The organism is Pseudomonas fluorescens group sp. (genome assembly GCF_020093335.1).
Lineage (GTDB): Bacteria > Pseudomonadota > Gammaproteobacteria > Pseudomonadales > Pseudomonadaceae > Aquipseudomonas > Aquipseudomonas petroselini.
On the sequence record NZ_JAIOKW010000006.1, the window covers coordinates 209,775 to 228,974 of the forward strand.

General features: G+C 59.4%; 14 protein-coding genes and 4 tRNA genes. 6 read left to right on the forward strand and 12 right to left on the reverse strand.

Annotation, left to right across the window (positions count from 1 at the left end; genetic code table 11):
* Window positions 1-32: 32 nt before the first annotated feature.
* The 10 genes from K7431_RS09710 to K7431_RS09755 form a co-directional block, all read right to left on the reverse strand.
* Window positions 33-1,907, reverse strand: a complete 1,875-nt coding sequence (locus tag K7431_RS09710; protein ID WP_015884721.1) for a SurA N-terminal domain-containing protein — start codon at window positions 1,905-1,907, stop codon at window positions 33-35.
* Window positions 1,908-2,138: 231 nt separating this feature from the next.
* Window positions 2,139-2,411: an HU family DNA-binding protein gene (locus tag K7431_RS09715; protein WP_003174819.1), complete on the reverse strand. Its 273-nt coding sequence runs from the start codon at window positions 2,409-2,411 to the stop codon at window positions 2,139-2,141.
* A 149-nt stretch (window positions 2,412-2,560) separates the two neighbouring features.
* Window positions 2,561-4,957, reverse strand: coding sequence for an endopeptidase La (gene lon / locus K7431_RS09720; RefSeq protein ID WP_015884722.1), 2,397 nt, complete (start codon window positions 4,955-4,957; stop codon window positions 2,561-2,563).
* A gap of 174 nt (window positions 4,958-5,131) precedes the next feature.
* Window positions 5,132-6,415 carry an ATP-dependent Clp protease ATP-binding subunit ClpX gene (gene clpX / locus K7431_RS09725; RefSeq protein WP_003238279.1) on the reverse strand — a complete coding sequence of 428 codons (1,284 nt, stop codon included), beginning with the start codon at window positions 6,413-6,415 and terminating at the stop codon, window positions 5,132-5,134.
* Window positions 6,416-6,527: 112 nt separating this feature from the next.
* Window positions 6,528-7,163, reverse strand: a complete 636-nt coding sequence (gene clpP, locus K7431_RS09730; RefSeq protein ID WP_015884723.1) for an ATP-dependent Clp endopeptidase proteolytic subunit ClpP — start codon at window positions 7,161-7,163, stop codon at window positions 6,528-6,530.
* 91 nt (window positions 7,164-7,254) lie between these two features.
* Complete coding sequence (gene tig / locus K7431_RS09735; RefSeq protein ID WP_015884724.1) at window positions 7,255-8,565, reverse strand: trigger factor; 1,311 nt, start codon at window positions 8,563-8,565, stop codon at window positions 7,255-7,257.
* A 399-nt stretch (window positions 8,566-8,964) separates the two neighbouring features.
* Window positions 8,965-9,040: transfer RNA gene (locus tag K7431_RS09740), tRNA-His, on the reverse strand.
* Between the two features lie 77 nt (window positions 9,041-9,117).
* Window positions 9,118-9,202, reverse strand: a tRNA-Leu gene (locus tag K7431_RS09745).
* 57 nt (window positions 9,203-9,259) lie between these two features.
* A tRNA-His gene (locus tag K7431_RS09750) sits at window positions 9,260-9,335 on the reverse strand.
* Between the two features lie 32 nt (window positions 9,336-9,367).
* A tRNA-Arg gene (locus tag K7431_RS09755) sits at window positions 9,368-9,444 on the reverse strand.
* A 279-nt stretch (window positions 9,445-9,723) separates the two neighbouring features.
* On the opposite strand from K7431_RS09755, the gene folD reads away from it, so the two are divergent.
* Window positions 9,724-10,578, forward strand: a complete 855-nt coding sequence (gene folD, locus K7431_RS09760; protein WP_015884725.1) for a bifunctional methylenetetrahydrofolate dehydrogenase/methenyltetrahydrofolate cyclohydrolase FolD — start codon at window positions 9,724-9,726, stop codon at window positions 10,576-10,578.
* Between the two features lie 207 nt (window positions 10,579-10,785).
* Window positions 10,786-11,709: a D-alanyl-D-alanine endopeptidase gene (gene pbpG, locus K7431_RS09765; protein ID WP_015884726.1), complete on the forward strand. Its 924-nt coding sequence runs from the start codon at window positions 10,786-10,788 to the stop codon at window positions 11,707-11,709.
* Between the two features lie 64 nt (window positions 11,710-11,773).
* On the opposite strand, the gene K7431_RS09770 is transcribed toward pbpG, so the two are convergent.
* Window positions 11,774-12,436: a C39 family peptidase gene (locus K7431_RS09770; protein WP_015884727.1), complete on the reverse strand. Its 663-nt coding sequence runs from the start codon at window positions 12,434-12,436 to the stop codon at window positions 11,774-11,776.
* 210 nt (window positions 12,437-12,646) lie between these two features.
* On the opposite strand from K7431_RS09770, the gene K7431_RS09775 reads away from it, so the two are divergent.
* Window positions 12,647-12,808 carry a hypothetical protein gene (locus K7431_RS09775; RefSeq protein WP_163825860.1) on the forward strand — a complete coding sequence of 54 codons (162 nt, stop codon included), beginning with the start codon at window positions 12,647-12,649 and terminating at the stop codon, window positions 12,806-12,808.
* Here K7431_RS09775 and K7431_RS09780 read toward each other — a convergent pair.
* Complete coding sequence (locus K7431_RS09780; protein WP_015884729.1) at window positions 12,805-13,215, reverse strand: PA0061/PA0062 family lipoprotein; 411 nt, start codon at window positions 13,213-13,215, stop codon at window positions 12,805-12,807. The two genes, K7431_RS09775 and K7431_RS09780, sit on opposite strands and share 4 nt — an antisense overlap.
* A 196-nt stretch (window positions 13,216-13,411) precedes the next feature.
* Between K7431_RS09780 and K7431_RS09785 the strand changes: the two genes are divergently transcribed.
* From K7431_RS09785 to K7431_RS09795, 3 genes are read left to right on the forward strand one after another with little or no spacing between them, the layout of a single operon-like run.
* Entirely contained in the window at window positions 13,412-16,633 is a 3,222-nt protein-coding gene (locus K7431_RS09785) for an efflux RND transporter permease subunit (protein WP_015884730.1), read from the forward strand.
* Window positions 16,623-17,792, forward strand: a complete 1,170-nt coding sequence (locus K7431_RS09790; RefSeq protein ID WP_015884731.1) for an efflux RND transporter periplasmic adaptor subunit — start codon at window positions 16,623-16,625, stop codon at window positions 17,790-17,792. The genes K7431_RS09785 and K7431_RS09790 overlap by 11 nt, the downstream gene beginning before the upstream one ends.
* Entirely contained in the window at window positions 17,776-19,194 is a 1,419-nt protein-coding gene (locus K7431_RS09795; protein WP_015884732.1) for an efflux transporter outer membrane subunit, read from the forward strand. Before K7431_RS09790 ends, K7431_RS09795 begins: the two co-directional genes overlap by 17 nt.
* The last annotated feature ends 6 nt before the right edge of the window (window positions 19,195-19,200 follow it).

Here is a 19,200-nt window from a genome sequence, read left to right on the forward strand (position 1 = left end):
TTCAGGCCGAGGGCTTTTTATTCAAACCGACATCAGTACTTCTTTATGTCAGCCTTGGTCTCCAACTGCTTGCGGTAAGCCGCGAAGTCTTGCTGACCGACACGGGAAGCGAGGAAGCGGCGGTATTGCGCCTTTTCTTCGTCCGTCGGGGCAGCGGCTTCGTTGACGCCATTCAAGCGCACGATCACCAGGCTACCGTCAGCCAGGGTCACCGTGGTAAACGTCGGCTTATCCTTGGCCGCAGGCTTAGGCATGCGGAACAGGGCTTGCAGTACGGCCGGGTCAATTGTTTCCTGGCTACGGGTAGCCGCTTCAGTGACCTTCCATGCCTGGCCGTCGACCGGCTGGTTCAGCGGGGTCTTGCCATCACGCAGGCTGGCGATCAACTCATCAGCGTGGGTCTTGGCAGCCGCGCTGGCGCGCTCTTTGGCCATCTGGGTGCGAATCGCCGCTGCAACACTTTCCAGCGGCAGTTGCGCAGGCTTCAGGTGCTCTTTGGCACGCAGCACGATGATGGTTTCCGGGTCCAGTTCGATGGCGGTGCTGTTGGCACCCTCATCCAACACTTCCGGGCTGAACGCGGCGGTGACCACGGCACGGTTGGCCGCAACACCTTCACCACCTTCACGGCCAAATGGTGCAGAGGTGTGAACGGTCAGCTTCAGGTCGGACGCCGGCTGGGCCAGGTCGGAGGCTTCGAATGCCGCATCTTCCAATTGCTTGGTCGCTTCGACAAAACGCTGCTCGACTTGCTGGGTCTTGAGCTCTTTGGTCAGCTTGTCTTTCAGGCTGGCAAACGTCGGCACTTGCGGTGCTTCAACGCCCAACAGCTTGATCAGGTGCCAACCGAAGGTGCTGCGCACCGGCGCCGAAACCTGGTCCTTGCTCAACGCGTACAAGGCCGTTTCGAAGTCCGGGTCGTAGACGCCAGGGCCGGCAAAGCCCAGGTCGCCGCCATTGCTGGCCGAACCTGGATCCTGGGAGAACTCCTTGGCCAGGGCTTCGAACTTCTCACCCTTGGCCAGGCGTGCCTGGATTTCCTCGATCTTGGCCTTGGCTTGCGCGTCGGTGACCTTGTCGTTGACTTCAATCAGGATGTGCGCGGCACGACGCTGTTCAGCGAGGTTCGCGGTTTCTTTCTGATAGGCAGCCTGCAACTCATCGTCCTTCACGGCAACCTGGTCGAAGAAGGATGACTTCTTCAGTTCCAGATAGTCGATGACCACTTGATCAGGGGTCATGAACTCTTTGGCGTGCTGGTCGTAGTAAGCCTTGACCTCGTCATCGGTGAGTTTCACCGCCGCTGGGTTGGCCTTGATGTTGACGGTGGCGAAGTCGCGGGTCTGTTTTTCCAGACGGGCGAATGCCAGCACTTCGGAATCGGTGACGAAACCGCTGCCGGCGATACCTGCACGCACCTGGCCGATCAGCATTTCCTGGGTCAGCATCTGACGGAATTGCAGACGGCTGTAGCCCAGCTGACGGATCACCTGGTCAAAGCGTTCAGCGTTGAACTTGCCGTCCACCTGGAATTCCGGCGTCTGCAGGATCACTTGGTCCAAGGCAGCTTCAGAGAAGCCAAACTTGGAATCGGCGGCGCCTTGCAGCAACAGCTTGCGATCGATCAGGCTTTTGAGGGCCGCTTCGCGCAGCAGTTTTTCGTCCAGCAGAGAAGCATCGAAATCCTTGCCCAGCTGTTGCATCAGCTGGCGACGTTGCATGTCGACGGCCTGGCTCAGTTCGGTCTGGGTGATTTCTTCACCGTTGACCTTGGCCACGTCCTGCTTACTATTACCCGAAGCCTGGAAAATGGCCTCGATACCGGTGAACGCCATCAATGCGACGATGATCCCGATGATGGTCTTGGCAATCCAGCCTTGTGAATTGTCCCTGATATTTTGCAGCATGCGTCCCCCAGAAACGGTTGAACTTCAAAAATAGGCAACCGTGGAGCGTGGGTAGAGTCCGGATAGAAGAAAGGCGCATCCGAGGATGCGCCTTCTCGTAACTGGCGGAGCGGACGGGGGTTTGAACCCACACCCCCGGCGTGGCGACCCGATGGATACGTGGGTCAGCTGCCGCTCCGCTGCCAGGTCGAACCTGCGTTCGACCCGGGTAGGTAAAGGCTTGATCGAAACTTAGTTGACGGCTTCTTTCAGGGCTTTACCGGCTTTGAAACCTGGTTTTTTGGCAGCAGCGATTTGCAGTGCTTTGCCAGTCTGTGGGTTACGGCCAGTGCGAGCTGGGCGGTCAGTCACAGAGAAAGTACCGAAGCCTACCAGTACCACGGAGTCGCCGGCCTTCAGAGCGCCAGTGACGGATTCGATTACTGCATCCAGCGCACGGCCAGCAGCAGCTTTCGGGATATCAGCGGATGCAGCGATAGCATCAATCAGTTCCGACTTGTTCACTCTAAGTCCCCTTATATATCTATTGAGTATGATTCTAAGTTTTTTTGGTAAAAGCAAAAACCAGTGCTGAATGGCCTACAGACACTTAAGAGCCGCTTTATAACAAGGGCTCTAAAAAGCTGTCAAGGAAGCCCCCAGGCTCCAGCACATTAATGCGTGCTAATTCGTTCCTTGGAATCAGACTCGCGTTTTTCGTCCTTCGCGACTATCTCCGGAGCCACATCCGGCAAGGGCTCCGGCGCGTATTGCAGCGCAATTTGCAGGACCTCGTCAATCCATTTAACCGGTTTAATCTGAAGATCCTGCTTGATATTGTCAGGAATCTCCTTCAAGTCGCGAACATTCTCTTCAGGAATGATCACGGTCTTGATACCGCCCCGGTGTGCCGCAAGCAATTTCTCTTTCAGGCCACCGATGGCCAATACCTGGCCACGCAGGGTGATTTCCCCGGTCATTGCGACATCGGCTCGCACCGGAATGCCGGTCAATGCCGACACCAGCGCCGTGCACATGCCTACGCCGGCGCTAGGGCCGTCTTTAGGCGTCGCCCCTTCCGGCATATGGATGTGGGTGTCGTGCTTCTCGTGGAAGTCCAGGGGGATCCCCAGGCTCCTGGCGCGGCTGCGCACCACGGTCTGTGCGGCGGTGATGGATTCGACCATCACGTCACCCAGGGAACCGGTCTTGATCAGTTGGCCTTTACCCGGGATCACCGCGGCTTCGATGGTCAGCAATTCGCCGCCCACTTGGGTCCACGCCAGGCCCGTCACCTGCCCTACCTGATCCTGTTGCTCGGCCAGGCCATAGCGGAATTTACGCACGCCCAGGAAGTGTTCCAGGGAGTCGGCCGTGACCTTCACCGAGAAGCGTTTTTCCAGCGCATGTTCCTTGACCGCCTTGCGGCAGATCTTCGCGATCTGGCGCTCCAGGCCCCGTACACCGGCCTCGCGGGTGTAATAACGCACGATATCGCGGATCGCCTCGACCTCGAATTCGATCTCGCCCTTCTTCAGGCCATTGGCCGAAATCTGCTTGGGCGCGAGGTATTTGACCGCGATGTTGATCTTCTCGTCTTCGGTGTAGCCCGGCAGACGAATCACCTCCATCCGGTCCAGCAATGCCGGCGGAATGTTCATGGAGTTGGAGGTGCACAGGAACATCACGTCGGACAGGTCGTAGTCGACTTCCAGGTAATGGTCGTTGAAATTGTGGTTCTGCTCGGGGTCGAGCACTTCGAGCAACGCCGAGGCCGGATCGCCACGCATGTCACTGCCCATTTTGTCGATTTCATCGAGCAGGAACAGCGGGTTGCGCACACCCACCTTCGTCATCTTTTGAATCAATCTTCCTGGCATCGAACCGATGTACGTCCGGCGATGACCACGAATTTCCGCTTCATCGCGTACACCACCGAGGGCCATGCGCACGAATTTACGGTTGGTGGCATTGGCAATCGACTCGGCCAGCGAGGTTTTACCCACACCAGGCGGGCCCACCAGGCACAACACCGGACCGCGAATCTTTTTCACGCGCTTTTGCACGGCGAGGTATTCGAGGATGCGTTCTTTGACTTCTTCAAGGCCATAGTGGTCGGCATCGAGGATGTCTTCAGCGCGGGCCAGGTCGAGGCGCACCTTGGTCTGAGCCTTCCACGGCACCTGCACCAGCCAGTCGATGTAGGAGCGCACCACGGTGGCTTCGGCCGACATCGGCGACATTTGCTTGAGCTTGTTCAGCTCGGCGTTGGCCTTGGTCAGGGCGTCTTTCGGCAGGCCGGCGGCATCGATACGCTTTTTCAGCTCTTCGATTTCGTTGTGGCCTTCCTCGCTGTCGCCGAGTTCCTTCTGAATGGCCTTCATCTGCTCATTCAGGTAGTACTCGCGCTGGCTGCGCTCCATTTGTTTCTTCACACGACCACGGATGCGTTTCTCAACCTGCAACAGGTCGATTTCGGCATCCAGCAGTGCCAGCACATGCTCAACACGGGCCGGCAGGTCGATGATTTCGAGGATGTCTTGCTTCTGCTCGATTTTCAGCGCCATGTGCGCGGCCATGGTGTCGACCAGGCGGCTTGGCTCATCGATGCTGTTAAGGGACGACAGGACTTCAGCCGGGACTTTCTTGCCCAACTGCACATACTGCTCGAATTGCGAGAGCAGGCTGCGTACAAAAACTTCAGACTCGCGCTCCGGGGCCTCGACTTCGTCGATCAGCGCTACTTCGGCGCGCAGGTGACCATCCACCTCCATGAAGCGCTCGACCGCACCGCGCTGCTCGCCTTCCACCAACACCTTGACGGTGCCATCCGGCAGTTTGAGCAATTGCAGAACAGTGGCAATGGTGCCAACGCGATACAGGGCCTCTTCGCCCGGATCATCATCAGCAGGATTTCTTTGGGCCAACAGCAGGATCTGCTTGTCGCCCGTCATCGCTGCCTCAAGGGCTTCGATAGACTTCTCGCGCCCCACGAACAGCGGGATAACCATGTGCGGATAGACGACGACATCACGCAACGGCAGGAGAGGCAATTCGATGGTTGTCTTCATGATTTCGCCTCTATGACAGTTGAAAAGTAAGCTTGAAACCAAGATGGGGGCTGCATGCAAAAAAAACAAGCTTATTGCCAGCAGTTAAACGCAGTAAACGCTCTGGCGTAAAAAACCTCGTAAAAACAAAGGGGCCCCTGGAGGCCCCTTGTTTATACCGACACTGCGAAACGCTTACGCGTCTGGCGCAGCCTTGGCAGTCGGCTCACTGTTTTCGTAGATATACAGTGGCTTGGACTTACCTTCTATAACGCTTTCGTCGATCACCACTTTACTCACCTCGGACTGCGAGGGGATTTCGTACATGGTGTCGAGCAGTACGCCTTCAAGAATCGAGCGCAGACCACGTGCACCGGTCTTGCGCTCCAGTGCCCGCTTGGCCACCGATTTGAGCGCGTCGGTACGGAACTCGAGGTCTACACCTTCCATCTCGAACAACTTGGCGTATTGCTTGGTCAGGGCGTTTTTCGGTTCGGTGAGGATCTGAATCAGAGCAGCCTCATCCAATTCGTCCAACGTAGCCAGGACCGGCAGACGGCCAACGAATTCCGGGATCAGACCGAACTTGACCAGATCGTCAGGCTCGACTTCACGCAGGGACTCGCCCACCTTCTTGCCTTCTTCCTTGCTGCGCACTTCCGCACTGAAACCAATGCCACCACGGGTGGAGCGTTGCTGGATAACTTTTTCCAGACCGGAGAACGCACCGCCACAGATGAACAGGATGTTGCGCGTATCAACCTGAAGGAATTCCTGCTGCGGGTGCTTGCGGCCGCCTTGTGGCGGTACGGAAGCAACCGTGCCTTCGATCAGTTTCAACAGGGCTTGCTGCACGCCTTCACCGGAAACGTCCCGGGTGATCGACGGGTTGTCCGACTTGCGCGAAATCTTGTCGATTTCGTCGATGTAGACAATACCCATCTGGGCTTTCTCTACGTCGTAGTCGCACTTCTGCAGCAGCTTCTGAATGATGTTCTCGACGTCCTCACCCACGTAGCCAGCCTCGGTGAGGGTGGTGGCGTCGGCGATAGTGAACGGAACGTTCAAGAGACGAGCGAGGGTTTCTGCAAGCAAGGTTTTACCCGAGCCTGTAGGACCGATCAGCAAGATGTTGCTCTTGCCGAGTTCAACTTCGTCGCCTTTCTTGTCACGCTGGTTCAAGCGCTTGTAGTGGTTGTACACCGCTACGGCCAAAACCTTCTTTGCACGCTCTTGACCAATCACGTATTGATCAAGGATGCCGCTGATTTCTTTAGGCGAAGGCAATTTATGCGCGCTGCTTTCGGCCTGGGCTTCCTGCACCTCCTCACGGATGATGTCATTGCACAGGTCGACGCACTCGTCGCAGATAAAGACCGAGGGGCCGGCAATCAATTTGCGTACTTCATGCTGGCTTTTGCCACAGAAGGAGCAATAGAGCAGCTTGCCGTTGTCCTCGCCGTTGCGGGTGTCAGTCATTCGTTCGATCCAAATCCGATAGGCTTGCAACACAAGATGAAGGCTTATGCGGGCTTTTTCAAGCCCGCCAGTGGTCGGACATGCCGACCAGCCCTATTTTGAGCGGCTTATATTAAGCGGGGCGCTTGTCGATCACTGCGTCGATCAGCCCGTAATCACGCGCTGCCTCGGCACTCATGAAGTTGTCGCGGTTGGTGTCGCGCTCGATTTCTTCCAGGGTGTGCCCGCTGTGCTTGGCCATCAGCGTGTTGAGACGCTCACGGATAAACAGGATTTCCTTGGCGTGGATTTCGATGTCCGACGCCTGGCCCTGGAAACCGCCCAATGGCTGGTGAATCATCACGCGCGAGTTAGGCAGGCAGAAACGCTTGCCTTCAGCACCTGCGGTCAACAGGAATGCACCCATGCTGCAGGCCTGACCGATACAGGTGGTCGATACATTCGGCTTGATGAACTGCATGGTGTCGTAGATCGACATGCCAGCTGTCACCGAACCGCCTGGGGAGTTGATGTAGAGATGGATGTCCTTGTCCGGGTTTTCCGCTTCAAGGAACAGCAGCTGCGCACAGATCAGGTTGGCCATGTAGTCCTCTACCGGGCCCACCAGAAAGATCACTCGCTCCTTGAGCAGGCGCGAGTAGATGTCGTAGGCGCGTTCGCCACGAGCGGACTGCTCGACAACCATCGGGACCAGGCCGCCAGCGGCCTGGATATCAGAGTTCTGCTGAATATAGGAATTACGGAACATGCTCTGCAGTTACTCCCAAATAGTCATGTCTTGAAAACGCATAAGCCAGCGCGAGGCTGGCTTATGGTTGAATTTCCAACGAGTTGGACAATCAGTCGGCTTGTGCTGCTTCCGCCGGTTTGACTGCTTCTTCGTAAGAGACCGCTTTATCGGTCACCTTAGCCTTCTGCAGAACAGTATCCACAACTTGTTCTTCCAGCACAACCGAACGCACTTCGTTCAGTTGCTGATCGTTCTTGTAGTACCAAGCCACGACCTGCTCAGGTTCCTGGTAGGCCGAAGCCATTTCCTGGATCATTTCGCGAACGCGGTCTTCGTCAGGCTTGAGGTCGAACTGCTTGACCACTTCAGCCACGATCAGGCCCAGCACAACGCGGCGCTTGGCTTGCTCTTCGAACAGCTCGGCCGGCAGTTGGTCAGGCTTGATGTTGCCACCAAACTGCTGAACAGCTTGTACGCGCAGGCGATCCACTTCGTTGGACAGCAGGGCCTTAGGCACTTCGATCGGGTTGGCGGCCAGCAGACCGTCCATGACCTGGTTCTTGACCTTGGACTTGATGGCCTGACGCAGCTCGCGCTCCATGTTCTTGCGAACTTCGGTGCGGAAGCCTTCGATACCGGTTTCCTTGATACCGAATTGAGCGAAGAACTCTTCGTTCAGCTCTGGCAGCTTAGGCTCGGAAACACTGTTGACGGTCACGGTGAACTCGGCGGCTTTGCCAGCCAGGTCCAGGTTCTGGTAGTCAGCAGGGAATTCCAGGTTCAGTACGCGCTCTTCGCCGGCTTTGGCGCCAACCAGGCCGTCTTCGAAACCAGGGATCATGCGGTTGGAACCCAGCACCAGCTGAGTGCCCTTGGCGGAGCCGCCGGCGAACGCTTCGCCGTCAACCTTGCCAACGAAATCGATGTTCAGCTGGTCTTCGTTCTGGGCAGCACGCTCGGCCACTTCGAAACGAGTGTTCTGCTTGCGCAGGATTTCCAGCATGTTGTCCAGGTCCGAATCAGCCACTTCGGCGCTCAGGCGCTCGATGGCGATACCGTCGAAACCGGCCACTTCAAATTCAGGGAACACTTCGAATACGGCAACGTATTCCAGGTCCTTGCCCGCTTCCAGGGACTTAGGCTCGATCGACGGCGAACCCGCCGGATTCAGCTTTTGCTCAACGACCGCTTCGTAGAAGGAAGCCTGGATCACGTCACCGACAGCTTCCTGGCGCGCATCGGCACCAAAACGGCGCTTGATTTCGCTCATTGGCACTTTGCCTGGACGGAAACCAGCGATCTTGGCCTTTTGGGCAGTCTGCTGCAGACGCTTGTTGACCGCAGTCTCGATACGCTCAGCCGGCACGGTGATGCTCAGGCGACGCTCGAGAGCAGTAGTATTTTCAACAGAAACTTGCATGGATATTCCTCGTTGCACAGACGTTAGCCGGCCATTTCCGACCCCAATCAAGGGCATGCATTCTAGTGGGTCAAACTCAAGAAGTCACCCTACTGGAAATACGCCCGAAAACAGCCGGCAATTTATCGGTACGAAGGCACTGATGCACCTCGCCCCGGTGACAAATACAGCCCATCACGCCAGGGCTCTGCGCCGCCCCTTCTATATATAGAAGAAGTCGTCATCCATCACCCCGACGGCCAACCCACACACAGGGCTGGCAGGCAGTGCGGCATCATCGAGATACATAAATACGACGAAACGCCCTGCCATTGCGACCCAGTACCTGCAGCCGCGGAATATTCGAACCGCTAAAACCAAAAAAGGCGCCAGACTGTTAAATCTGGCGCCTTTCGAATATGGGGTGGACGAAGGGGATCGAACCCTCGACAACGGGAGTCACAATCCCGTGCTCTACCAACTGAGCTACGCCCACCATATTGCGTTAACAAAGAAACCAAACTACTTCTTTGTCGAGCTTTACCCTGTCTTTCAACGGGGCCAAGCTTTAATTGGTGCGGATGAAGAGACTCGAACTCTTACGCCTCGCGGCGCTGGAACCTAAATCCAGTGTGTCTACCAATTCCACCACATCCGCGCTTGAAGCTCTTAAAGCAAAGGCGCCAGACGATTAATCTGGCGCCTTTTCAAAATATGGGGTGGACGAAGGGGATCGAACCCTCGACAACGGGAGTCACAATCCCGTGCTCTACCAACTGAGCTACGCCCACCATCTAACGCTACTTGTGCCAAAGCTGCCTAATGGCGCACCCGGCAGGACTCGAACCTGCGACCATCCGCTTAGAAGGCGGATGCTCTATCCAGCTGAGCTACGGGCGCCTTATTAATCTGTACTCTTGGAGGATTACAAACTAAGTGCTTCCAGCCTTGCAGAACAATCATCTATTCCGCTCGACCTTCTTAACCAGTGCTAGGCTGTGCCCGACAAGTGCGACGAATAGTATAGATGCCCCCGAAACCCGTCAAATCTTTTTTGAAAAAAACTGATTTTATTTAAGGAGTTAGGGCAATTTGCAGACCAAGCGCCTTTGCCCTCACGTCCTGGCATGCGAGAATGCGCGCACTTTTCTTCCCCCTCTCGATGGTTAATCACGCGTAATGACTGCACAACTTATCGACGGCAAATCAATCGCCGCCAGCCTGCGCCAGCAGATCGCCAAACGCGTCACCGAGCGTAGCCAGCAAGGCCTGCGCACGCCCGGCCTCGCGGTGATCCTGGTCGGCAGCGATCCTGCCTCTCAGGTTTATGTCTCGCACAAGCGTAAAGACTGTGAAGAGGTCGGCTTTATTTCCAAGGCCTACGACTTGCCTTCCGAGACCACCCAGCAGGCCCTTACGGACCTGATCGATGGCCTCAACGAAGACCCGAAGATGGATGGCATCCTGCTCCAGTTGCCGCTGCCCGACCATCTGGACGCCTCCAAATTGCTGGAGCGCATTCGCCCGGACAAAGATGTCGACGGTTTCCACCCTTATAATGTCGGCCGCCTGGCCCAGCGTATCCCGCTGCTGCGCCCGTGCACCCCGAAAGGCATCATGACCCTGCTGGAAAGCACCGGCGTCGACCTGTACGGCCTCGACGCCGTAGTTGTCGGCGCGTCCAACATCGTGGGTCGCCCGATGGCCATGGAGTTGCTGCTGGCCGGCTGCACCGTGACCGTCACCCACCGCTTCACCAAGGACCTCGCCGGCCACGTCGGCCGCGCCGACCTGGTGGTAGTCGCCGCCGGCAAGCCGGGGCTGGTCAAGGGTGAGTGGATCAAGGAAGGCGCCATCGTCATCGACGTGGGCATCAACCGCCAGGAAGACGGCAAGCTGGTCGGCGATGTGGTGTACGAGACCGCCCTGCCCCGTGCTGGCTGGATTACCCCAGTACCCGGCGGTGTCGGCCCGATGACCCGTGCCTGCCTGCTGGAAAATACCCTGTACGCCGCAGAAACCCTGCACGATTAATAACCAGGCGTACTGAAAAAGCCCTGCCTTATCGCAGGGCTTTTTATTGCCCGTGATAAACCCTGTTTTTTCTTAGTTTTTAAGTACTTTCGTCTGGTTTTAGAAGAACATTCGACAGTCTCTCGTCCATACTCCTAAAATGTAACGGCATTTATCAAAAAACCGTTCCTGAACGGTATTTCCTTACTTTTTAGCGAGTTCATCCGCGTGAAAATTCGTCTCTCTATCATCAGCCTGTTTTTCGCTTTCACAGGCAACTTCACGCACGCCGCCGAAACCACCCAGGCGCCGCGTGACACCTCCAAACTGCAAATTGCGTCCGGCAGCGCCATGCTGGTCGACCTGCAGACCAACAAGGTGATCTATTCCAGCAACCCTGACGTGGTGGTGCCCATCGCCTCGGTGAGCAAATTGATGACCGGCCTGATCGTGCTGGAAGCCAAGCAGAACATGGACGAGTACATCGACATCAACATCACCGATACGCCAGAGATGAAAGGCGTGTTCTCCCGCGTGAAGATCGGCAGCCAGATGCCCCGCAAGGAAATGCTGCTGATCGCCCTGATGTCTTCGGAAAACCGCGCCGCGGCAAGCCTGGCCCACCACTATCCGGGCGGTTACGCCGCGTTCATCGCCGCGATGAACGCCAAGGCCAAGGCCTTGGGCATGACCAGCACGCACTATGTCGAACCCACCGGTTTGTCCATCCACAACGTCTCCACCGCCCGCGACCTGAGCAAACTGCTGGCCGCCGCGCGACACTATCCGTTGCTCAGCCAACTGAGCACCACCAAGGAAAAGACCGTGTCGTTCCGCAAGCCCAACTACACCTTGGGCTTCTCCAACACCGACCACCTGATCAACCGCGCCAACTGGGACATCAAGCTGACCAAGACCGGCTTCACCAACCAGGCCGGTCATTGCCTGGTGCTGGTGACGAGCATGGGCAACCGCCCGGTGTCGCTGGTAATCCTGGATGCCTTTGGCAAATTCACCCACTTTGCCGATGCCAGCCGTATTCGTAATTGGGTAGAGACCGGCAAGAGCGGCTCGGTGCCGGATGTGGCGTTGCGCTACAAGGCCGACAAGAACCTGAAGAACCGTCCGAACGCGGCAGAAGTGCGTCGCTAAGCAACAACGCCAGATCCAATGTGCAATACCCGTGTGGGAGAGGGCTTGCCCCCTCCCACATTTTTTATCGGTGTTCCGCCAGCACTTTAAGCGCCTGCGCCGCCGCCCGCTCCTGCCCGGCCTGGGCCGTGGCGTTGGCCGCATCCCGCCAGCGCTGGGCGTCCACATTTGCCGGCAATTGGCTCGGCCGCTGGGTGAGGATTGCCCAACTCCCGGCGCTTTTCCACTTCGACTCAAAGTCGCTGAAGCTCATCAACAGCCGCCGGTCCATGCCCGAACGCAGCAACACCGTGCTTTTCTGTTGATTGAACCCCACCACAACCACGTAGTGCGCGTCGGACCACAGCCCGCCGCCGATCCGCGCCATCACCGGATACCCCGCCGCCACTTGCGCCAGCACCGCCGTCAGCTTGGCATCCAGCGGGTACACCATCAGCCCGTACTCGCGCGCCAGCACCTGCATGTTGCGCTCAAGGTCCGCTTCGCCGCCCGGTAGATGCAGTGGCTTATCCAGCAACCCCGGTGTCATGACAATGCCTTGTTGCGACAGCATGCTGGCTAACGCCGTAGGACCGCTCTGATAAGCCTCGCTGCGAAACGTCGGCACGCCATTGAGTTCGACACGCTCCGGCAGGCCCGCCAGTTTCGACGGGGTTGCGGAACAGGCCACAAGCCCCAGGGCGCAGGCCAATAGAAAGGATGTTTTAAGGTTCGACCGTAACCGCAATTTTCTACTCTCTTGATCAACTGCCGGTGAGGGCCCTGATCATAGGACGCCCGGCCACGCGGGTATAGCCCGTAGGCTTAGTAAAGGAAGCGGATAGAGCAAACAAGTTGGACGGACACGACCATTGGTCAATAGCAGGCAACCGCCGGGTAGCTAGACTGTCCATTGAGAAGACTGTGTGTGCCCCGTACGGGGCGAGAGGAGGCCCGAATGAGCCTTGCAACGACGATTTTCCTGTTGATCTGCGGTTGGCTGTCGGTAGCCGCCGCCATGTTGTGGGGGGTGTTGCGCATCACCCGCCGGCACCATCACCCCCACGTAAAACCCGCTGCGCCCGCCAAGCCTCATAAGGCGGCGGTGCACCACGCCTAGCCAGGCATGCAATTGAAGTCCTGAGTCGCTGCGACCTCCTTGCCGTGACCATCCATCAAGGCTGCGCGCACGGTGGTACCCAGGCTGGACTCCACCAGGGTGTAATGCTCACCCGCCTTGAAATGCTTGTATTCGACACGTCCCTGGCAGTCCTGCTGGTTGTCGTCACCCGCCTCCTCCTCGAACAGCGTCACATCCAGGCGATGGTCCCCCGGCGAGACCTCAAAAAAGCGGCCGTCATCCACACGCTTGCCGTCCACGCGTTCAGCCATCAGGTCGTTCGGCGCTTCTTCCCTCAAGCCGATCCAGGCTTCACTCGGGTCGGCTTTGGGCATTGGCCCGGCGCACGCCGACAACAACAGCGCAGCACCGAGGGCGGGAATCAATAACAGTGGTTTGAGTGACATGGCAGGGCTCCAAAGCAGGACAATGTGTCCGATGGGTTACAAGCTTGGGCGGCTGACCTGTCTAGAACAAATGAATGCCTATGAAACGATTTTCAGCCCTTACCTAAATGTTCCTTCACCTGGCTGAAAGGTGCGTGTTAGGTGGGTCGCGTGAGACTGCCGGGGTTTGCAATCCTGCTCCTCCGGAGGTTCACGCATGCTCGGGCTGGTAAAGACCGCACTGCAAAAGCCGTACACGTTTATCGTGTTGGCCATATTCATCTGCATCATCGGGCCGATGGCGGCCCTGCGTACGCCCACTGACGTTTTCCCCGATATCGGCATCCCCGTGGTCGCCGTGGTCTGGCAGTACAACGGCCTGTCGCCGGACGCCATGGCTGGTCGTGTGATCTACACCTACGAACGCTCCCTGAGCACCACCGTCAACGACATCGAACACATCGAATCGCAATCGCTGCCCGGCATGGGCATCGTCAAGATCTTCTTCCAGCCCGGCGTGGATATCCGCACCGCCAACGCCCAAGTGACGGCGGTGTCACAAACCGTGCTCAAGCAGATGCCGCCGGGTATCACACCGCCGCTGATCCTCAACTACAGCGCCTCCACGGTGCCGATCCTGCAGATGGCGTTCTCCAGCCCCAGCCTGTCGGAAGCCAGGATCCGCGACCTGGTGCAGAACAACATCCGCCTGCCCTTGAGCGCCCTGCCCGGCCTGGCCATGCCCACGCCCATGGGCGGCAAGCAACGCCAGATCACCCTCGACCTTGACCCACAGGCACTCGCCGCCAAAGGCCTGTCGGCCCAGGACGTGGGCAACGCCCTGGCGCTGCAGAACCAGATCATCCCGGTGGGCACCGCCAAGCTCGGCCCCAACGAATACACGATCCTGCTGAATAACAGCCCCAAAGCCATCGATGAACTCAACGACCTGCCGATCAAGACCGTCGACGGCGCGCTGATCACCATCGGCCAGGTCGCCCACGTGCGTGACGGCTCGCCGCCGCAGACCAACATCGTGCGCGTCGACGGCCACCGTGCGGTGCTGATGCCGGCGCTTAAAAACGGCAGCATCTCGACCCTGTCGATCATCGACGGCATCCGCCAGATGCTGCCGCGCATCAACGAAACCCTGCCACCGTCACTGAAGACTTCATTACTGGGCGACGCCTCGGTGTTCGTCAAACAATCGGTCGGCAGCGTGGCCCAGGAAGGCATCATCGCCGCACTGCTGACGAGTGCGATGATCCTGCTGTTCCTCGGCAGCTGGCGCTCCACGATCATTATTGCCGCCTCGATTCCGCTGGCCGTGCTATCGGCCATCGCACTGCTGGCGGTCAGCGGGCAAACCCTCAACGTGATGACCCTCGGCGGGCTGGCGTTGGCGGTGGGGATCCTGGTGGACGACGCCACGGTGACCATCGAAAACATCAACTGGCACCTGGAACAAGGCAAGCCGGTGAAGACGGCAATCCTCGACGGTGCCGCGCAAATTGTCGGCCCGGCGTTCGTCTCGCTGCTGTGCATCTGCATCGTGTTCGTGCCGATGTTTTTGCTGCAAGGCATCGCCGGTTACCTGTTCCGGCCGATGGCGCTGGCGGTGATCTTTGCCATGGCCAGTTCGTTCATCCTCTCGCGTACGTTGGTGCCGACCCTGGCAATGTTCCTGCTCAAGCCGCACACGCCGGAGCCAGGTGCGGGGCATCACCCGGAAGACGAATTCATCAACCACCACGAGGGCGAGCAGCACACCCAGCAGCGCAATGCCGTGCTGCAATCGGTGCTGAATTTCCAGCAGGGTTTCGAGCGCCACTTCTCGAACATCCGCGACACCTATCACGGCCTGCTGACCTTGGCCCTGGGCAATCGCAAGCGCTTTATCGTCGGTTTCCTGGCCTGCGTGCTGGCGTCATTCCTGCTCCTTCCGAGCCTGGGCCAGGACTTCTTCCCGGCCACCGACGCAGGTGCCCTGGCATTGCATGTGCGCCTGCCGCTGGGCACGCGCATAGAAGAAAGCGCCGCCGCCTTCGACCGCATTGAAGCGCGGATCCGCGAAATCATCCCTGCCGAAGAGCTGGACACCATCGTCGATAACATCGGCATCCCGCTCAGCGGCATCGACATGGCCTACAGCAGCAGCGGCACCATCGGCCCGCAGGATGGCGACATCCAAGTCAGCCTGAAAAAGGACCACGCACCGACCGCCGACTACGTGAAAAAACTGCGTGAAGCGCTGCCGCACAGTTTCCCTGGCAGCCACTTCGCCTTCCTGCCGGCGGACATCAGCAGCCAGATCCTCAACTTCGGTGCCCCGGCCCCGCTGGACGTGAAAATCTCCGGGCGCAGCGATGAAGAAAACCGCGCCTACGCCGTGGAGCTTGAGCGCCGGTTGCAGCACGTACCGGGCATCGCCGACCTGCGCATCCAGCAGTCCACCGGCTATCCGTCGCTGCAGGTGAACGTCGACCGTATGCGCGCCAATGGCCTGGGCATCACCGAGCGTGACGTGACCAACAGCATGGTCGCCTCGCTCGCCGGCAGCTCCCAGGTGGCGCCGACCTTCTGGCTCAACCCGGCCAACGGCGTGTCCTATTCCATCGTCGCCGCCACCCCGCAATACCGCCTCGACAGCCTGCCCTCTCTGGAGGCCTTGCCGGTGACCGGCGCCGACGGCCAGTCGCAGATCCTCGGCGGCGTGGCGACCATCTCCCGCGTGCAAAGCCCGGCGGTGGTGACCCACTACAACATCGAACCGACCCTGGACCTGTACGCCAACGTGCAAGGCCGCGACCTCGGCGGCGTGGCCCGTGATGTGCAAAAAGTGCTGGATGACACCGCTGCCCTGCGGCCCAAAGGTGCGGTAATCAGCCTGCATGGGCAGATCGACGCACTGCATGAAGCCTTCAGCGGCCTGAGCCTTGGCCTGCTCGGCGCCGTGGTGCTGATCTACCTGCTGATCGTGGTCAATTTCCAGTCGTGGTCCGACCCGTTTGTGATCATTACGGCCTTGCCGGCGGCGCTCGCCGGGATTGTGTGGATGCTGTTCCTCAGCGGCACCTCATTGTCGGTACCGGCACTCACCGGCGCCATCTTGTGCATGGGCGTCGCCACGGCCAACTCGATCCTGGTGGTGAGCTTCTGCCGTGAGCGCCTGGCCGAACATGGCGACGCGTTGAAAGCCGCCATGGAGGCCGGTTACACACGCTTCCGTCCGGTGTGCATGACCGCCCTGGCGATGATCATCGGCATGCTGCCGCTGGCGATTTCCGAGGAGCAGAACGCCCCGCTCGGGCGCGCCGTCATCGGCGGCTTGATCTTCGCCACCCTCGCCACTTTGTTGTTTGTTCCCGTGGTCTTCAGCCTGGTCCACGGTCGTCAGCCTACTCGCGCAGTTGCAGGAGAAACCCCACATGTCGTCTGATCACAAACCCTCGCGCAAGCGTCTGATGCTCATGGGTGTCGGCGGCCTGACCCTGGCCGCCCTGTTGGTCGCCAACGGCCTGCATGCCCGCACGCTGCACGAACAATCGGTCACGGCCTGGACTGAAACCGCCGCCATCCCGCAGGTGATGGTGTTCCAGCCCAAGCAGAACGTCGCCGGCGATACCCTGCGCCTGCCTGCGCACCTTGAAGCCTGGAGCAAGGCACCGATTCATGCCCGGGTCAGTGGCTATTTGAAGGACTGGAAAGTGGATATCGGCAGTCAGGTCAAGGCCGGGCAGATCCTTGCCGAAATCGACAGCCCCGACCTCGACCAACAGTTGGCGCAGACCCATGCGCGCTTGATCCAGGAGCAGGCGAATGCACGCCTGGCCGCCACCACGGCGACACGCTGGCAAAACCTGCTGGCCAGTCATTCGGTGTCGCGCCAGGAAGCCGATGAAAAAACCTCCAACGCGGCGGCAGCCAAAGCCAATGCTGAAGCCGCCGCTGCCGACTATGCGCGCTTGTCGGCCCTGGAAAGCTACAAGACCCTCCGTGCGCCCTTCGCCGGCACCATCACCGCGCGAAACACCGATATCGGCCAGCTGATCAAGGCCGATACCGACAGCGACCCGGAACTGTTCAACATCGCCGACACGCATCAATTGCGCCTGTATGTGCCGGTGCCGCAGAACTACGCGGCCGTCATCCACCCAGGGCTTGAAGCCGAACTGACCGTGCCCGAGCATCCAGGCGAGCATTTCAAGGCGCGCCTGATCGGCGACTCCACCGCCATCGACCGCCGCTCCGGCACGTTGCTCGCGCAGTTCGTCGCCGACAACCCCAATGGCGAGTTGCTGCCCGGCGACTACGCCGAAGCCACCTTGCCGATTCCAGCCGACACCCATGGCGTGAGCATCCCGGCCAGCGCGTTGATCTTCCGTGCCCAAGGCACCCAAGTGGCGGTGCTGGATGCGCAGAATCATGTGCACCTGCAAGACATCCACATCGGCCTCGACCTGGGCGAACGCCTGGTCATCGACCAAGGTTTGAAACCCGCCGACCGTATCGTCGACAACCCGCCCGATGCCCTGCGCGAAGGCGACCCGGTGCAGTTGGCCGATGCCTCGGGAGGTGCGCATGCGCCCAAGGCTTAAACCTCTCGCAGCATTGATGCTGCTGGCGTTGCAGGGCTGCTCGATGGCGCCCGCCTACAAGGTGCCGTCGCTTGACCTGCCCGCGCATTACCGCGAACAGACCAGCGACGGCCCTTGGCACAGCGCGCAACCGTCCGACCAAATGGCCCCCGAATGGTGGACGCTCTACCACGACGCGCGCCTGAATGACCTGCAACAGCAACTGCTCCGGGCCAACCCGGACCTGGCGGCGGCGCTGGCGCACTTCGATGCGTCCCAGGCGTATGCCAGCCAACTGCATGCCGGGCTGTTCCCGCAGATCACCGCCAGCGCGCAGCCGCTGCGCCAGCGGCAATCGGACTCGCGGCCGCTGCGGGGAACCACGCAGCCGTCGGTGTACAACAGCAATACGGCAGGCTTCTCGCTGAGTTACGACCTGGACCTGTGGGGAAAAATCCGTAACCAAGTCGCGGCCGGCGATGCCCAGGCGCAAGCCTCGGGTGACGATTTGGCGGTGGCGCGCCTGAGCTTGCAGCATCAGTTGGCAACCTTGTATGTGCAGCTCAATGGGCTGGACGCGCAGGCGCGGATTCTCGACCGTTCGCTGGATGACTTCAGCCAGGCACTGCAACTGACCCGCAGTCGGTATGAGGGCCAGATTGCTTCGGAGTTGGACCTGACCCGTGCGCAAAACCAGCTCGCCGAGGCCAAGGCGCAACGGGATGAAGTGCGCGGGCAACGCAACCTGACCGAGCATGCAATAGGCGAGTTGGTGGGTGTGGCGGCCAGTGACTTCACCCTGCCGCCGAGCCAGCAACTGATCGCGCTGCCGGGCATTCCCTCACAATTGCCGAGCCACCTGCTGCAACGCCGCCCCGACATCGCGGCGGCAGAGCGCCGGGTGTTCGCCGCCAACGCCAATATCGGCGTGGCCAAGGCGGCGTGGTACCCGGATTTCAGCCTGACCGGGCTGATTGGCGGGCAAACCCAGGGCGTTGGCAACTTGCTGTCCGCCGGTAATCGCTACTGGGCGTTGGGGCCGCTGGTGAACCTGCCGATCTTCGATGGCGGGCGCTTGAGCGCCAATGAACGCCAGGCCAAGGCCGAGTTTGAAGAAGCCTCGGCGCACTACCGCAGCCAGGTATTGAAGGCCGTGCGCGAGGTGGAAGACAACCTGGCGCAACTGCGGGATTTGCAGCTTGAGGCGCAGGATGAACAAGCGGCGGCGGATGCGGCGCAGCACACCCAATCGCTGGCGATGAACAGCTACCAGGCCGGGGCCGTGAGTTACCTGGACGTGGTGACGGCGCAGACGGCGGCGTTGCAGGCGCAGAGGACGTTGCAGGCGGTGCAGACACGGCAGTTGCAGGCGAGCGTGGGGTTGGTGACTGCGCTGGGCGGTGGGTGGCAACCTGGCGCCTGACACGGC

Bases quoted from the DNA above. Each gene is read 5' to 3' on its own strand.
- K7431_RS09785 (WP_015884730.1), top strand. From the start codon at position 13,412: ATGCTCGGGCTGGTAAAGACCGCACTGCAAAAGCCGTACACGTTTATC.
- folD (WP_015884725.1), top strand. From the start codon at position 9,724: ATGACTGCACAACTTATCGACGGCAAATCAATCGCCGCCAGCCTGCGC.
- K7431_RS09780 (WP_015884729.1), bottom strand. From the start codon at position 13,215: ATGTCACTCAAACCACTGTTATTGATTCCCGCCCTCGGTGCTGCGCTG.
- K7431_RS09775 (WP_163825860.1), top strand. From the start codon at position 12,647: ATGAGCCTTGCAACGACGATTTTCCTGTTGATCTGCGGTTGGCTGTCG.
- lon (WP_015884722.1), bottom strand. From the start codon at position 4,957: ATGAAGACAACCATCGAATTGCCTCTCCTGCCGTTGCGTGATGTCGTC.
- tig (WP_015884724.1), bottom strand. From the start codon at position 8,565: ATGCAAGTTTCTGTTGAAAATACTACTGCTCTCGAGCGTCGCCTGAGC.
- K7431_RS09790 (WP_015884731.1), top strand. From the start codon at position 16,623: ATGTCGTCTGATCACAAACCCTCGCGCAAGCGTCTGATGCTCATGGGT.
- clpX (WP_003238279.1), bottom strand. From the start codon at position 6,415: ATGACTGACACCCGCAACGGCGAGGACAACGGCAAGCTGCTCTATTGC.
- K7431_RS09710 (WP_015884721.1), bottom strand. From the start codon at position 1,907: ATGCTGCAAAATATCAGGGACAATTCACAAGGCTGGATTGCCAAGACC.
- K7431_RS09795 (WP_015884732.1), top strand. From the start codon at position 17,776: ATGCGCCCAAGGCTTAAACCTCTCGCAGCATTGATGCTGCTGGCGTTG.
- clpP (WP_015884723.1), bottom strand. From the start codon at position 7,163: ATGTTCCGTAATTCCTATATTCAGCAGAACTCTGATATCCAGGCCGCT.